The 15,177-nt window shown below is 30.8% G+C and carries 13 protein-coding genes; 12 read left to right on the top strand and 1 reads right to left on the bottom strand.

The annotated features are described in order from the left end of the window. Positions 1-360: Gfo/Idh/MocA family protein (locus tag M3P09_RS14345; protein ID WP_284041209.1), on the bottom strand; the 360-nt coding region annotated here is incomplete at its 3' end. A 289-nt stretch (positions 361-649) separates the two neighbouring features. On the opposite strand from M3P09_RS14345, the gene M3P09_RS14350 reads away from it, so the two are divergent. The 12 genes from M3P09_RS14350 (at position 650) to M3P09_RS14405 (ending at position 15,146) form a co-directional block, all read left to right on the top strand. Beyond that, positions 650-4,747 carry a hybrid sensor histidine kinase/response regulator transcription factor gene (locus M3P09_RS14350; protein ID WP_249973675.1) on the top strand — a complete coding sequence of 1,366 codons (4,098 nt, stop codon included), beginning with the start codon at positions 650-652 and terminating at the stop codon, positions 4,745-4,747. A gap of 82 nt (positions 4,748-4,829) precedes the next feature. Further along, positions 4,830-6,419 carry a discoidin domain-containing protein gene (locus tag M3P09_RS14355; RefSeq protein ID WP_249973676.1) on the top strand — a complete coding sequence of 530 codons (1,590 nt, stop codon included), beginning with the start codon at positions 4,830-4,832 and terminating at the stop codon, positions 6,417-6,419. Positions 6,420-6,648: 229 nt separating this feature from the next. Further along, positions 6,649-7,152, top strand: coding sequence for a c-type cytochrome (locus M3P09_RS14360; protein WP_249973677.1), 504 nt, complete (start codon positions 6,649-6,651; stop codon positions 7,150-7,152). 10 nt (positions 7,153-7,162) lie between these two features. Continuing rightward, complete coding sequence (locus M3P09_RS14365; RefSeq protein ID WP_099565397.1) at positions 7,163-7,738, top strand: fasciclin domain-containing protein; 576 nt, start codon at positions 7,163-7,165, stop codon at positions 7,736-7,738. Positions 7,739-7,764: 26 nt separating this feature from the next. Continuing rightward, complete coding sequence (gene nosZ, locus M3P09_RS14370) at positions 7,765-9,735, top strand: Sec-dependent nitrous-oxide reductase (protein WP_249973678.1); 1,971 nt, start codon at positions 7,765-7,767, stop codon at positions 9,733-9,735. A 135-nt stretch (positions 9,736-9,870) separates the two neighbouring features. Beyond that, entirely contained in the window at positions 9,871-10,461 is a 591-nt protein-coding gene (locus M3P09_RS14375) for a hypothetical protein (protein WP_249973679.1), read from the top strand. Between the two features lie 37 nt (positions 10,462-10,498). Next, positions 10,499-10,936 (top strand): nitrous oxide reductase accessory protein NosL, encoded by a 438-nt coding sequence (locus M3P09_RS14380; protein ID WP_249973680.1) that lies wholly within the window; start codon positions 10,499-10,501, stop codon positions 10,934-10,936. A gap of 4 nt (positions 10,937-10,940) precedes the next feature. After that, positions 10,941-12,176, top strand: a complete 1,236-nt coding sequence (locus M3P09_RS14385) for a nitrous oxide reductase family maturation protein NosD (RefSeq protein ID WP_249973681.1) — start codon at positions 10,941-10,943, stop codon at positions 12,174-12,176. Beyond that, the gene (locus M3P09_RS14390) at positions 12,170-12,877 is read left to right on the top strand and encodes an ABC transporter ATP-binding protein (protein ID WP_249973682.1); all 708 of its coding nucleotides are present in this window, start codon (positions 12,170-12,172) and stop codon (positions 12,875-12,877) included. The genes M3P09_RS14385 and M3P09_RS14390 overlap by 7 nt, the downstream gene beginning before the upstream one ends. Then, complete coding sequence (locus M3P09_RS14395) at positions 12,870-13,652, top strand: ABC transporter permease (protein ID WP_099565391.1); 783 nt, start codon at positions 12,870-12,872, stop codon at positions 13,650-13,652. Before M3P09_RS14390 ends, M3P09_RS14395 begins: the two co-directional genes overlap by 8 nt. Positions 13,653-13,715: 63 nt before the next feature. Then, positions 13,716-14,111: a hypothetical protein gene (locus M3P09_RS14400; protein WP_249973683.1), complete on the top strand. Its 396-nt coding sequence runs from the start codon at positions 13,716-13,718 to the stop codon at positions 14,109-14,111. A gap of 189 nt (positions 14,112-14,300) precedes the next feature. After that, positions 14,301-15,146 (top strand): hypothetical protein, encoded by an 846-nt coding sequence (locus M3P09_RS14405; protein ID WP_249973684.1) that lies wholly within the window; start codon positions 14,301-14,303, stop codon positions 15,144-15,146. The last annotated feature ends 31 nt before the right edge of the window (positions 15,147-15,177 follow it).

Consider the following 15,177-nt stretch of genomic DNA (forward strand, 5'->3'; position numbering starts at 1 on the left):
TTTGGTGTGCCACAACCATGGTGTAGATATTATAACAGCATCTACTTCTTTTAATTCTAATAGATTTCTGTAATCGTAATCTGAATTTCCGAAAACCTGTGGTTTAGAAAAGCCTGCTTTACTAATTTTGTTCAAAGCAATGTTTATACGATTTGGGTCGATATCGCAAATAGCAGTAATCTCTAAATCTTTTCTTCTTAAAGCATTATCTAAATGGTTAGTTCCTCTTAAACCAACACCTATAAAAGCTAGTTTTAATTTATCTTTTGCTATAACACTGCCAAAAGACATACTTGGAAGCACAGATAATCCTGCGCCAGCAATTGCTGTTTTTTTCACAAAACTTCGTCTCGAATTCATATATTTTTTTAAGTAAACGTTAATTAAAAGTCAAATTAACATATCGAACGGGACAGTTACCTGTGTCATTTTATGCATTTTAGAGTGTTTTCCATGTCAACAACTGGGTTTTGAAGAAATAATACCCTTTTTTGACGAATTACACATACGTCATAAAAATAGTTTGAATTAGCAGGTAAAATGAGATGATTTTTATTAATATATTTACATTTCACGTAAAAAGAGATAGCCTTGTGGAAGGTTATACTTTTATTAAGATAAAGCCATTTGGAAGAATTACGTATTGACTATGATTAAATTAAAGTTTCATATTTTATTTGGGCTTATTTTTAGTTTCTCGTTTGTTTTAAACGGGCAAAATCATACTGTTTTCAAGCATTTATCGCCAATGCTCGACAACAAGCCTGTAGCTATTGCTAGTACTTCTAAAGATCATTTAGGCAACATATGGATGGTAGGTGGAGGTGGTGTGCTAATATATGACGGTTATCATTACAAGTTTGTTAAGAGTACAACTGTTTTTCCAAACCTTAAAAAAAATGATGGTATAGAAAAAATCATTAGCGACAGTAGTAATAATATTTGGCTCATCTCTAGGTTTGGCTTAGTAACTAAATACAATGCTAAAAACTCAAAGTTTGAGGATATAATCCCATTACTAGAAAAAGATGATGATATAATTGATATAATTATAAAAAAAGAAAATGTATGGTTAGCCTCAAAGAAAGGAAACATATATCAATACAAAAACTCTGAAATAGATAATACGCCGTCAATAGCAGTTATTAATACTTATACCGATAATATTTTTGATCTTGAGGTTGGTAATAATGAATTCTATTTAAGCACAAATACTGGTAAGATTTTTAGTTATAATACTAATTCAAAGCAAGTTACAGAAATCACAGGACCATTTACAGACTACCCAGGAAACCTTACATTATTAATAGACCCTAACAATAGACTTTGGGTTGGTACAGAAACCTTTGGTCTTTTTGTTTATGATATAAAAAGTAAACAATTTATTCAAGAAACATTTTTTAAGGAAAATAAATTCAATATAAATAAAGAAATGTTCTTGAGTTTATTTTGCAGTAGTAATGGCTACATTTATGGCGGAACGGATGGGGGTGGTTTATATAAAGTAAATATTAATACTGGTATAATAGACTTGTATACTAGGCAGGTATCCAATGAGTCTTCTATTAATAGTAATACCATCATGTACATTAGTGAAGATAACCATAAAAACTTATGGATTTCTACAAAGAATGGTAATCTTAATATCATCCCAAATTCCAACAGTAATATAGGGTATCATCAGGGTTCTGAGAACAATGCTCCTCTTCGCATACTAAGCATTTACAAAAGTAGTAATGGTGCTTTATGGGCTGGAACCGATGGGTCTGGCTTAACAAAAATTACTTATAACAATGATGGTACTTCCAATGAAACTCAATATTTTAATAACATTAATTTAAACAAAGGTTTTTATGTACAATCTATAACCGAAGATAGTAAGTCTAATATTTGGTTTGGAACATACAGAAATGGTTTATGGCATTACAACTCTAAAAAAAATACCTTTAAAAAAATTAATATCACTAATTCAAAGGAGCAAGAAGGCACAGACGTTAGGACCGTTTTTACAGATTCTAAAGATAGAATCTGGGTAGGTTCAAATGTTTCATTAAGTATATATAATCCAGATTTATCGCTTTTAGCTTCTTTTGATAATAACTCAAATGGGTTAAAAGGTTTTATTATGGAAAGTATATCGGAAGATGCTAATGGGACTTTGTGGTTAGGTATATATCAAGGTGGATTATTTGAATTTAATGAAAACCAACAAAGCCTCAATTTGTCATCATTTACTAATTACCCTTTTTCAAATAAAATAGATGAAAATGAAATTTATGCGGCCAGAAACTTGTGCCCTGTTTCATTAAATGAGCTATGGTTAACTAATAGTAATTGGGAAATATTAAAATTCAATACAAAAACTAAAACTTACAGTGACCTAAATTATATAGAAGACATTAACGGAAAAACATTTGCTACTATTATAAAAGAAAATGATGATAATTATTGGTTAAGTTCTAGTAACGGAATAAATCATTTAAACGTTAAAAATAAAACTTTAAAAACATATTATACATCTGATGGACTTCAAGACAACATGTTTTTATCTAGAAGTGCTTATAAGGATGAAAATGGAATTATATACTTTGGAGGCATAAAAGGTTTAAATTATTTCGATCCGAAAAAACTAGAAAAGAACCCTTCAAATGCTAAGTTGTTTATAAACACCATTAAAGTATTAAACCAGCCTGCAGATTCTTTAATAGCATCACAAGTTACTTCAGGCATACACAATGTAAAAACATTAAGTTTAGATTATAATCAATCTTCTTTTTCATTCAGATTCTCAGCTATAGACAATTTACTTAGCCCTAAATATTATTACGCATACCGTTTAAAAGGCTTTGACAAAGACTGGATTACAAGCCCTGAACGTATTGCTAGCTATACCAATATTCCATCTGGTAATTATACTTTTGAAGTAAAGGCAAGTACTAAAAAAAATGTTTGGGATATTCCAGTAAAACGTATAGAAATTAAAATTGAACAGCCTTTGTGGAATAAACCCATTGCGCACATAGTTTACTTATTAATTATTGGTCTTATTATTTATGGTATACGTCGTTGGTATGGGTTAAGAAAAAAATTGTTTCTAGAAAAAGTAAGTCATAAAAAGGAAAATGAAATTCATAAAGCAAAAATGAATTTCTTCGCTAAAATGTCTCATGAAATTCAAACACCTATTACTTTAATTTTGGGACCTATTGATGATATGCTTAAACGTGCTGAACAAAACGGAAACCTACTATTAAAGCAACGTTTAAATATTATTTCTCAAAACACAAAACGTCTTTCTAAAATTGCTCGAGAATTAACATTGGTTAGAAATAAAGAACTAGACAAATTGCGATTAATTATTACTAAAAATAATTTACACCAAGATGTCGAAAATATTGCTTTATCTTTTAAAGAGTTAGCAAGAAAAAAACAAATCGACTTTGCTATTAACTGCCCGAAAAACTTATCAGAAGCTTGGTATGATAAAGAAAAGTTAGAACATATAGTGTATAATCTTCTTTCTAACGCTTTTAAATTTACCCCTAAAGAAGGTAATGTTCAATTAAATGTTATACCTCTCAATTCAAAGAGAAGTATCAAATTATCGGTAACAGATTCTGGCCCTGGAATTCCAAAAAACGAACTAGAAACTATTTTCGAGTTATTCTATCAATCTAAAATTGGTAAGAAAAATAAAGGATCTGGAATTGGGTTAGCGCTTACGAAAGATTTAGTGGATTTACATAAAGGAGAAATTGAGGTTAGTTCAAAAGCATCAGAGGGTACTACATTCACTATAACATTACCAATTAGAGAAAGCGATTATGATGAGAATGAAAGAATTGTAACTAGCGACAGCAATGACTCTGAGGCCATTTCAACTCCTGATAATATTGAAACCATTGATCAAAACGATTTAGATATCTCTAAAAAAACCATTCTTATAGTAGAAGATAATTATGACTTACAAAACTTTTTAAAAGAGCTTTTAATTGACAAATACAATATTTTATTAGCAGAGAATGGAGAAGAAGGATATCTGTATGCAAAAAACAACTACCCCGATCTTATTTTAAGCGATATTATGATGCCGAAAGTTGATGGTATAGAGATGTGTCGTAAACTTCAAATTAATCAATTAACAAAGCATATTCCAATTATTTTACTTACTGCAAAAAACTCAACTAGCTCTAAAATTCATGGGCTTAAATCTGGTGCTATAGAGTACATAAACAAACCTTTTAACACTAAAGAACTATTGTTAAAAGTTAAAAACATAATGGTTTCTAAAGAGCACATTATTTCTAAATACAGAAAAGAGGTTATTAGCCACCCAGAAGTAACACAGCAAAAAACTCATGATGAGATTTTTCTAGAAAACATGATGTCTTATATAAATTTAAGGCTAGATGATCCTAATTTTAAAATGGAAGAATTAGCTGATGCGCTTAACTTAAGCTACTCTAGTTTGTATAGAAAATGTATGGCATTAACAGGACAAAGCATTGTTGATTTTGTTAGGTTATTGCGCCTTAAAAAAGCTGCAATTTTGATTACCAAATACGGGTATACTATATCAGAAACTGCATATATGGTAGGTTTTAACGATCCGAAATATTTTTCAAAAAGCTTTAAAAATCAGTTCAATAAAACACCTAAAGATTTTAAAAACAAAGCTTTAATCTCTGATGACATTGAAGGTTTTTTAAAACTAAACAAAATAGATTCTGCAGCTTTTAGTAATTAACTAAAATCTGCACTTTTTTGACAGAATTATACCCTTACTACTACATATATTTGAAAAGATAATTACAAAACCTATTTAAAAAATGAAACACTATTTTTTTACTGTAATAAGCATTATTACACTTACTTTTTTTTACAACTGTTCTAAAAGTGATAATGGGTTAGATAATGAAGATAACTCAACTCCAAAAGAAGAAACCGAAGAAACATTTAATTATACATCATCGGCTAAATATAATTTGAACATTATATATTTTGTTCCCAAGGGTTCAAAAAATCGAAAAGATTCACATAGAAGGCTTAGTGAAATTCTATTGCAAGGTCAAGAATTTTATAAAAAGAATATGAACGATTATGGTTTTGGAAACAAAACTTTTAATTTACTTGTTGACACCCAAAAAAAACGTATCAAAATAACCTACATTGATGGGGAACTCAGTGCTTCTAACTACCCATATGAGGGCGGAGGAAATAAAATGATTACAGAAATAGAAGCCTATTATAACGCAAATCCTGATGAAAAAAATAGCGATCATTATTTAGTTTTATCACCTGTAAGTGATCCTACTACATCAGATGTACCTTACTACGGGTTAGGAAAATGGTGTTTTGCATCAGACTTTGATGACATGGATATTAAACACCTTGGAACTGGCACTAGTTTAGGAACAAGAGCTACAACTTACATTGGCGGATTGTTGCACGAATTAGGACATGGGTTAAACTTACCACACAACAAAGAAAAAGTGTCAGATCTTTCAAATTCAAATAAGGGCACTTGCTTAATGGGCGCCGGGAATTATACCTATGGGAGCTCACCTACTTTTTTATCAGAAGCTAGTTGTTCTATTTTAAACAACAACCAAGTTTTTAATAATTCCAACGATATATTTTATACTGGAGCAACTGCAAGTATTAAAAACCTACAGGCTTCTTTTGAAAGCAATAACATAAAAATTTCAGGTACTGTTGAAACAGACGTCACTGTTAACAGTATAAGTATTTACAATGACCCTGCTGATGACAATGCCGATTATGATGCAGTAACATGGGCTACAAAGCTAGAGGCAGACAATACATTCAGCATTAGTATGCCAATAAGTGAGCTTCATAAAAAAGAGAACACAGAATATGTTTTGAGGCTATTATTAAATCACACATCAGGAGATATTACGCGAATTTCTTATGCTTATAAATTTGTTAATGGTGCACCTGTAATCGATTTTGGAGAAAAAGACTATTTCAATAAATCTAAATGGGTTATAGAATCTTTTAGTTCTGAAGAAAATAGCGGACAAGAAAATACTGGACTAGCTTCGGCTATTTTAGATAATAATGATGAAACTTATTGGCATTCATGCTGGAATGGCTCTTGTGCTAGTGCTAACTATCCTCACTCAATTGCGATTGATACGGGTGAAACAATAACAGCTGAAGGTTTTGCCTTTACGCAAAGAAAAACATTATCTAGAGCCATAAAAGACATTGAAATTTTTATAAGTGATGATAATACAACTTGGTCAAGCTTGGGTAATTATACATTGCAAAATGTAAATACCGTACAAAATATTCGATTAGACAATCAAGCTTCTTTTAGATATTTTAGAATAGAAGCTAAATCATCATATGATGGAGATCGATTTGCAGCTCTAGCTGAAGTGTATTGTTTCTAATTGCGTACCTAAACAACTAAGGTTTTCTATAGTTTCTTGATTATATCTTTATCTTATTTTATGTAAATTCAATTCTACTGGATTAAATACTTGCTAGGTTTTTGTTCTACTAAAAAGCTAGGCAAATCTTGCTCAAATTTAAATTAAGACAATTTTATCTTAAATATGATAAATATCATATTTTATCTCTTTGTTTGATTATAATTTTGTGACTTAAACAAAGTTATTTATGAAAACAACACTAAATCTATTAACAGCAATATTTGTAACCCTTCTTATAAGTTGTGGAGGCAAAGAAGAAAAGAAAAAAGAAGGGTTCTCTTATCAAAAAAAAGCGCCAACTGAACAAACAGCAGCACCAAAACCTGAAAAAGTTCTAGCATCTAAAAAAATAGATTTATCTAACAAAGGTATTGGCCCAATCAAATCATTAAAATTAGATGCAGAGATAGACCCAAAAATGGTAACTCATGGGGCAGACGTATTTAAAAAAATGTGTACTGCTTGTCACAGGTCAGATAAAAAATTCATTGGCCCTTCTCCAAAAAATATTTTAGATCGTAGAACACCTGAATGGGTAATGAATATGATTTTAAATCCTGATGAAATGACTCAAAAAGATCCTTTAGCTAAAGAATTATTAATTGAATTTAATGGTTCTCCAATGGCAAATCAAAACTTATCCGAAGAAGATGCCAGAGCTGTATTAGAATACTTTAGAACGCTAAAATAATAGACTATATATGAAACTAATTAAACAACTATTTTTTGTTTTTGCATTTTTAGCATTAGCTTTTTCATGCAAAAATGAAAATAAAAAAGCCTCAACGACCTCTACAGTAGAAAATACTGAAAATGCATCAGTTGAAAAAACTGGTCAAGCTTTTATTCAAGATGATGAAGGTACTCCAAACTGCTTACAAATTGCAATAGGATCTCCAGATCATAAAACATTGGTTGCTGCCGTTCAAGCTGCACAAGTTGAAAATGCTCTTGTAAACGTTGGTCCATTAACCGTTTTTGCACCAACAGATGCAGCTTTTAATGCCTTGCCAGAAGGTACAGTAGAGAATTTAGTTAAACCAGAAAACAAAGCGGTATTAGCTAATATTTTGAAATACCATGTTACACCTGGTAATTTAAATGAAACCATATTAACAAAACTAAAAAAATTAGGACAGGCAAATAATCAATATGTTCAGGTTGAAGTAAAAGACGGCAAGCCTATTATTGGTGGGGCTAATATTATTGCCAGTGTAAAGGCTGGAAATGGTATTGTACATGTTATTGATAAAGTATTATTACCACCATCTGAATAAAAAACTAATCAAAACTTATATAAACAATGAAAAATATTATTAAATCAACTATTGCAATTTTAAGTGTATTTATAGCATTTACAAGTTGTAATAATACATCAAAATCAGACAGCAAGTCTGGTGCTTTAGCTGGAAACGTGGCAGAAAAAGTATATGTTGCTCCTGGTGAGCACGATGAGTTTTATGCCTTTATTTCTGGAGGGTTTAGCGGACAACTTTCTGTTTATGGATTACCTTCAGGACGTTTATTTAAAGTTATCCCTGTTTTTTCACAAGATGCTGAAAAAGCTTACGGATATAATGAAGAAACTAAGCCTATGTTAAATACGTCTCATGGTTTTGTGCCATGGGATGATTCTCATCACCCAGACATTTCTCAAACTAATGGTGAAATAGATGGTCGTTGGATATTCATTAATGGTAATAATACGCCACGTATTGCAAAAATAGATTTATCAACTTTTGAAACTACCGAAATTATCGAAATTCCAAATAGTGCTGGAAACCACAGTTCATCATTTGTAACCGAAAACTCAGAGTATGTTGTGGCTGGAACACGTTTTTCTGTTCCAATTCCACAAAGAGATATGCCGATAAAAGATTATAAAGGTAATTTTAAAGGCTCATTATCTTTTATCTCAATAGATCCAGAACATGGACATATGGATATTAAATTCCAATTAATCATGCCTGGTTTCGACTATGATTTATCACATCCAGGACGTGGAAAGTCTCATGGCTGGTTTTTCTTTACTACCTACAACACTGAAGAAGCAAGCACCTTAATGGAAGTAAATGCTTCTCAAAACGATAAAGATTTTATTGCTGCAGTTAATTGGAAGAAAATAGAAGAATATGTAAACAATGGCGGAGGAACTATGATGCCTGCAAAATATGCACACAATGTTTACGATGAAGCGACACATTCAGCAACTTCAACAATGAAAAAAGAAGTACTAACCGTTAACCCTTTAGATGTTCCAGGTGCTGTTTATTTTTTACCAACACCAAAATCACCACATGGTTGTGATGTAGATCCGTCAGGAGAATACATTGTTGGTAATGGTAAACTTTCAGCAAATTTAACAGTACACTCATTTACTAAAATGATAGATGCAATAGAGAATAAAAAATTTGCTGGTGATGCTTATGGTATTCCAATTATAAACTTCGAAGACGTTTTAGCAGGAGTTGTTGAACAACCAGGGTTAGGTCCTTTACACACTGAGTTTGATGGTAAAGGAAATGCCTATACTACATTCTTTATTTCTTCAGAAGTTGTAAAATGGAAACTAGGTACTTGGGAGGTTGTAGACAGACAACCATGTTATTATTCTGTAGGTCACTTAATGATTCCAGGGGGTAATTCACAAAAACCATTTGGGAAGTATGTAGTCGCTATGAATAAAATTACTAAAGACCGCTATTTACCAACTGGTCCCGAAGTAACGCAATCAGCCCAACTTTATGATATTTCGGGTGATAAAATGGAATTATTATTAGACTTTCCAACAATTGGCGAGCCACATTATGCTGCTGGTTGCCCTGCGGATTTAATAAAGCCTAGGTCTAAAAAACTATTTAAATTAGAGGAAAACAAACACCCGTATGCTGCTTTAAATGAAGCTGACACTAAAGTTGTTCGAGATGGCAAAACAGTGCATATTTATATGACCACTATACGTAGCCACTTTTCACCAGATAACATTGAAGGTATAAAAGTTGGCGATAAAGTATATTTCCATGTTACTAACCTAGAACAAGATTATGATGTGCCTCATGGGATAAGTATGATTGGAGCTAATACTTCTGAATTACTTATTATGCCAGGACAAACAGAAACATTCCTTTGGGAACCAAAAGAAGTTGGCGTATGGCCATTCTATTGTACAGATTTCTGCTCAGCATTACATCAAGAAATGCAAGGGTACGTACGCGTATCACCTGCAAATTCTAGCACACCATTAAAATGGTCATTGGGAGAAGATATAGAATAAAACAAATTAGGGAAATTTTGTTTTAGTGTTTATTTTCCTATAAAAGGCGAGGGCCCTCTTTTCGCTCTCGCCTTTCTTTTTAAAACACTAATCTTTCTACAAAAATAGAATCTTAAACCATTAAAATATTTTAAGATGAAAAAGTCTAACATTATCATGCTAATAGCGGCTTTATTGCCATTAGGATTATTTCTATTTCCTTTATGGAGAATAACATTAGAAGCTCCACAATATCCAACTCCGTTAGCCATGAACATACATATCAATGATTTTTCAGATGTACATCCGCATGATATAAAAAACATCAATTTAATGAATCATTATGTTGGTATGAAATATATTCCTGAGGCCATTCCGGAATTTAAAATATTTCCCATCGGAATTATAGTTACTTCAATATTAGGGCTTTTAATAGCTTTTAAAGGTAATTATAAATGGTTTTTAGGCTGGTTTATGTTAATGGTTGTTTTAAGCGCTGCAGGGTTATACGATTTCTATCTATGGGAGCATGATTATGGTCATAATCTAGATCCAAAAGCCATTATGAAATTTACTAATCCAGATGGTACGGTAATGGGTTTTCAGCCCCCATTATTTGGAAGTAAAGATATTTTAAACTTCAAGGCTCACTCATATCCAAGATTGGGAGCATTCTTTTTAGGTCTTGGTATCGCCGCATCATTATTTGCATATTTTATTGGAAAAAAGAATGGTAAGAAAACTTGAGGTTATGTAGAAAAACACATTAAAACACTAAAAAATCATGAAAACACTAAAACATTATACCTTATTAGGCTTACTCATACTGCTTTTTAGTTGCAGTATATCTCCTAAAAAAATTGACTATGGTAATGATGGTTGCCATTTTTGTAAAATGACTATTGTAGATAAACTCCATGCTGCAGAGGTAATTACAAAAAAAGGAAAGGTCTATAAATTTGATGCTACAGAATGTATGATCAATTTTATGGATGAATTTGATACAACTCAAATAGCACTTTACCTGTCTAATAACTACTCAGAACCTGAAGCCCTTATAGATTCTAAACAAGCAATTTTTTTAATCAGCAAAAACATTCCAAGCCCAATGGGTGCTTACTTATCAGCATTTAAAGAAAAAGTTGAAGCTGAGAAAGTTAAAGCCAAAAAAAGCGGAACACTATATACTTGGGATGAACTTTTAGCTCATTTTAAAAACTAATACCATGAATAAGCTATTAGTTTTTGTAAGTATATTTTTAATAACCTCTTCAAGTGTATCTCAAACTGTTGAAGTTTGTAAAAGTTGTTCAGTGAAGTCAATTAAAGAAGCTTTAACTATTGCAAAAGATTATGACACTATTCGGTTAAAAAAAGGAACTTACAAAGAGTACAATATAATCATAGACAAACCTATAGCAATCATTGGGGAGGATTATCCAGTTATTGATGGTGAATTAAAAGGAGAGGTCATTACTATAATTTCTGACGATGTTTTATTAGATGGCCTATTTGTTATTAATGTAGGCACAAGTTATACAGAAGATTACGCAGCAATCCGTGTTAGAAAAAGCAAAAATTTTGTTATTCAGAATGTTGTGTTAGAAAAACTGTTTTTTGGTATTTATATTGAAAAATCTAGTTATGGTAAAGTCTATCACAACAAAATAATTGGTGATGCTGTTGAGGAATATAATTCTGGAAATGGTATACAATTATGGTATAGTAATCATATTGAAATTGAGCATAACTATGTTGAGCATGTACGCGATGGTATTTATTTAGAGTTTTCAGATGATTGTATCATTAAAAATAATGTAAGTGCTGAAAACTTGAGATATGGATTACATTTTATGTTTTCCAACGATGATTTATATCAAGATAATACCTTCGAAAACAATGGCGCTGGTGTAGCAGTAATGTTTTCAAAGAAAATAAAAATGCTTAACAATACATTTAGAGAAAATTGGGGTACGGCTTCATATGGAATGCTTTTAAAAGAAATTAATGATGCAGAAATTATTGGTAACACGTTTGAAGAAAACACCATAGGCATTAACATTGAAGGTTCAAACAGAATAACCTACAAACACAATAATTTTAAAAACAATGGTTGGGCAATTAAAGTACGTGGAGCATGCTATACCAATCGTTTTTTAGAAAACAATTTTCTATATAATTCTTTTGACATTGCCTATAATAGCAAGGTTAATGATAATGTTTTTGATAGAAATTATTGGAGCAATTATACGGGTTACGATCTTGATAAAAATGGCATCGGTGATGTGCCGTACAGGCCTGTTAAGCTCTTTTCATACATTGTGAATCGCACTCCAGAAACTATCATCTTATTACGCAGTATGTTTATAGATATTATAGATTTTTCAGAAAAAATATCTCCGGTTTTTACTCCAGATAATTTATTAGATAATAATCCATTAATAAAGAAAGTTTCATGGTAAGTATTCAAAATCTATATAAAAGATTTGGTAAAAACGAAGTACTTAAAGGTATAGATTTAAGCATTAAAGGTGGCGGAATATTTGCCATACTTGGACCAAATGGCTCAGGTAAAACAACGCTTATTAAATCTATTTTAGGAATGGTTATACCAAATAAAGGAGATATTTCTGTTTTGGGAGAAAACATTAGCAAAAACTCTGATTACAGGCATAAAATTGATTATCTGCCTCAAATAGCCAATTTCCCCAGCAATCTAAAAGTCAAAGAGTTAATACGCATGATAAAAGATTTACGTAAAAACACTAATGAAGATGAACGCTTAATAGAACTGTTTAAAATACAACCCTTTTTAGATAAAAAATTAGGAAACCTATCTGGTGGTACCAAGCAGAAAGTAAATATTTTATTAACCTTTATGTTTGATAGTCCATTAATTATATTAGACGAACCTACAACAGGATTAGATCCAATTTCTTTGATAAGGTTAAAAGAGCTTATTCAAGATGAAAAAGCTAAAGGAAAAACAATTCTTATTACATCTCACATTATGAGCTTTGTTGAAGAAGTCTCAGATGAAATAGTATTTATACTTGAAGGCAAAATTTATTTTAGAGGCTCAATTTCAGAATTAAAAACTAAGACCAGTCAACCCGATTTTGAACATGCGATTGCGTCTATATTAACCGATAATCATGCTTAAAATATTAAAATATAGTTTTTTTGATTTAATGCGTAGTCGCTGGAGTTACGTGTATTTTGCTTTTTATTTATTGTTAGGTATTGTACTTTTATTTTTAAATAACGACCTATCAAAAGCAGTGATTACTTTAATGAATGTCATTATCGTTTTAGTGCCTTTAATTGGAACAATTTTTGGAGTTATGTACTATTATAATTCTAAAGAATTTACAGAGTTATTATTAGCGCAACCATTAAAACGATCTTCTATATTTTTGGGTCAATATTTAGGCGTAGCATTATCATTATCAATGAGTCTTATTCTTGGTTTAGGCATTCCATTTGTGTTTTATGGTTTGCTTAAAAGCAATGCCATTTGGGATTTTTCTTTGTTATTAATTACAGGTACTTTTTTAACTTTAATATTTACAGCCTTAGCCTTTAATATAGCATTATCTAACGAAAATAAAATTAAAGGATTTGGCTACGCTATTTTATTATGGTTGTTTTTAGCTATAATTTATGATGGTATTTTTTTAATGACCTTAATCCTATTTGAAGATTATCCATTGGATAAATTATCACTAATAGGAACCATGCTAAATCCTATAGATTTATCAAGAACACTTATTCTATTGAAATTAGATATTTCAGCTTTATTAGGCTATACAGGAGCCGTTTTTAAACAATTTTTCGGCACTAGTTTCGGGTTAATTATATCCTTTATAATGTTAACTGTTTGGGTAATTTTGCCCGTTCTTAGAATTGTATTTAAATCAAAAAAGAAAGATTTTTAAAACCGTAAATTATTAATGACTTTAATCATATTTTATCTCTATAATTTTATCTAGATTTGTTGCATGTTATCAACAATAACACGTAAAATAACAGTATATATTCTAGTACTTATATTATTTGCCCATAATATAAATACACTTGTTATTATAGGTGATTTTATTGTTAACCAAGACTTTATTGCTAAGACTTTGTGTATTCAAAAAGAAGAACAGAAAGGATGTAATGGTAAATGTCAATTACGTAAAGAACTTTCTGAAAATAATTCAGATTCTAATAACCCTGATCCTATACAAGAAAGCAAACGTATGACGCTAGATGCGTTTTGTTTATCAACAATAAGCAAAGTTGAAAGTGCATTTATTTCTTTGAATACCTTGAAGCAAAATACAACTTTTAAAACTCCAAAAATCAACAAAATGTATCTGGATATAGATACGCCTCCACCAAATTTTAGTTAGTTTTTTCGATTTATAAAATCACTTAGATTTTACTTCTATGCCTTGCTTATTTATTTAAGGGAGTAGGAAGTTTTCAGACATATTTTAAATAAAAAACTAACAAAAATAAAACATCCATGACTAAAAATTTAGTCGCATAATGCAATGATTATTATGGATGTTATATCTGACAAGTAAAACATAAAACAGATGAAATTTAGATATATATTACCTATTCTACTTATTATATTATTCACCATATCATGTTCAACAGATGACAATGAAGCTCCAATAATAAATGAAATTGAAGGCCTTATAAAAGTTCAAGATATTACTAACACAACGCATACCATCGAGTTGTTTAATACTACTGGAGATTTTAGAACAGGGTATAATAATGTAAGTATTAGAATAAAAGAAAAAGCATCAAGTAGTTATATAAAAAACGCTTCCATTTCTTGGATACCAATGATGCAAATGCCATCAATGCAACACTCTTGCCCTAAATCTGAAGTTACAAAATCAGTAGGTAAAGAAACTGTTTATGAAGGGTTTGTTATTTATCAAATGACAAATACAGATGGTTCTGGTTGGTCTTTAACTGTAAATTACACTATTGATGGAACAGATTATACAGCATCAAGTGATATAGTGGTTTTGCAGTCTGAAAAACAAAATACAACCAGTTTTATGGGGAGTGATGATAGCCGATACATTATTGCTTTAATTGAACCTAATGAGCCAAAAATTGCAATTAACGATCTTAAGGTTGGTCTTTTTAAAATGAAGAACATGATGACTTTTCCTGTGGTTGAAGATTATACCATTACACTCGATCCAAGAATGCCAGGAATGGGTAATCACAGTTCTCCTAACAATACCGATTTAAGTTATAATGCTGAAGACCATATGTATCACGGCAATTTATCTTTAACAATGACAGGTTACTGGGTACTTAATTTAAAATTAATTAACGATCACAGTGAGGTTTTGAAGGGCGAAGATGTAACCGAAGATCATACCAAAAGTTCATTGTATTTAGAGCTAGAATTCTAAAGGTTTGTTAAAAATCAGGCGCATTGTAAAT

It is taken from the genome of Jejuia spongiicola (assembly GCF_023502325.1).
GTDB lineage: Bacteria > Bacteroidota > Bacteroidia > Flavobacteriales > Flavobacteriaceae > Wocania_A > Wocania_A spongiicola.

Excerpts from the sequence above, each read along its gene's own strand:
- M3P09_RS14375 (WP_249973679.1), top strand. The coding sequence starts at position 9,871 with ATGAAAAAGTCTAACATTATCATGCTAATAGCGGCTTTATTGCCATTA.
- M3P09_RS14400 (WP_249973683.1), top strand. The coding sequence starts at position 13,716 with ATGTTATCAACAATAACACGTAAAATAACAGTATATATTCTAGTACTT.
- M3P09_RS14360 (WP_249973677.1), top strand. The coding sequence starts at position 6,649 with ATGAAAACAACACTAAATCTATTAACAGCAATATTTGTAACCCTTCTT.
- M3P09_RS14365 (WP_099565397.1), top strand. The coding sequence starts at position 7,163 with ATGAAACTAATTAAACAACTATTTTTTGTTTTTGCATTTTTAGCATTA.
- M3P09_RS14380 (WP_249973680.1), top strand. The coding sequence starts at position 10,499 with ATGAAAACACTAAAACATTATACCTTATTAGGCTTACTCATACTGCTT.
- nosZ (WP_249973678.1), top strand. The coding sequence starts at position 7,765 with ATGAAAAATATTATTAAATCAACTATTGCAATTTTAAGTGTATTTATA.
- M3P09_RS14355 (WP_249973676.1), top strand. The coding sequence starts at position 4,830 with ATGAAACACTATTTTTTTACTGTAATAAGCATTATTACACTTACTTTT.
- M3P09_RS14350 (WP_249973675.1), top strand. The coding sequence starts at position 650 with ATGATTAAATTAAAGTTTCATATTTTATTTGGGCTTATTTTTAGTTTC.
- M3P09_RS14395 (WP_099565391.1), top strand. The coding sequence starts at position 12,870 with ATGCTTAAAATATTAAAATATAGTTTTTTTGATTTAATGCGTAGTCGC.
- M3P09_RS14385 (WP_249973681.1), top strand. The coding sequence starts at position 10,941 with ATGAATAAGCTATTAGTTTTTGTAAGTATATTTTTAATAACCTCTTCA.
- M3P09_RS14405 (WP_249973684.1), top strand. The coding sequence starts at position 14,301 with ATGAAATTTAGATATATATTACCTATTCTACTTATTATATTATTCACC.
- M3P09_RS14390 (WP_249973682.1), top strand. The coding sequence starts at position 12,170 with ATGGTAAGTATTCAAAATCTATATAAAAGATTTGGTAAAAACGAAGTA.